Below are 561 nucleotides of genomic sequence, written 5' to 3'. Positions count from 1 at the left end.
CGGTGAAGGTTTGATCCTTCTTATCGTCATTATCGAAGGTCTTAGGTCCCTTGAACTCATCGTTCACCACTTCATAGCCCTTGTCTGTCAATTCTTTCAGACGAGCTGCGTAGTTAGTTGTACCGATTGGCTCACCTGACTTACCGCTTTCAACTACCTTAGTCAATTCCTTATTACCGTCAGTTTGGTCTACGAAGCTGATAATCGCTTTTTGACCATCCTTCACGAAGTTGATTGGTGTATCCTTCGTTGGATCACTTGGAATTGGTGGTGGGTTGTAACCCTTGCTTGGATCGCTCGGATCTTTCGGTGTCAATGGTGTTGTGCCATCTGGGCCGACTGGTGTAGTGCCTGGTACATGTGGAATCACTGGAAGATCAGTACCTGGTTTGCTTGGATCTGTTGGATCGTTTGGATATGGAAGGTTTGGTACTTTTGGAAGTCCGTCTGGTACATTTGGTACGTATGAACCAAGTTTGCTGTACTTAACTGTTTCTTCGCTATCCTTATCATCAGGAGTTACTGTCTTCGCTGCTACATTGGCCTTATCTGCCACGAATC

At 45.6% G+C, this 561-nt stretch carries 1 protein-coding gene; it reads right to left on the bottom strand.

Translation table 11 applies throughout. From position 1 onward, the window contains the following. Positions 1-561: mucin-binding protein (locus tag D8792_RS11550; RefSeq protein WP_446677402.1), on the bottom strand; the 561-nt coding region annotated here is incomplete at both ends.

The sequence above is a fragment of the Streptococcus cristatus genome, assembly GCF_003943505.1.
GTDB classification, from domain to species: domain Bacteria; phylum Bacillota; class Bacilli; order Lactobacillales; family Streptococcaceae; genus Streptococcus; species Streptococcus cristatus_E.
Note: the sequence above shows the minus strand (reverse complement) of the source record. Positions and strands in the feature narration are given on the sequence as shown.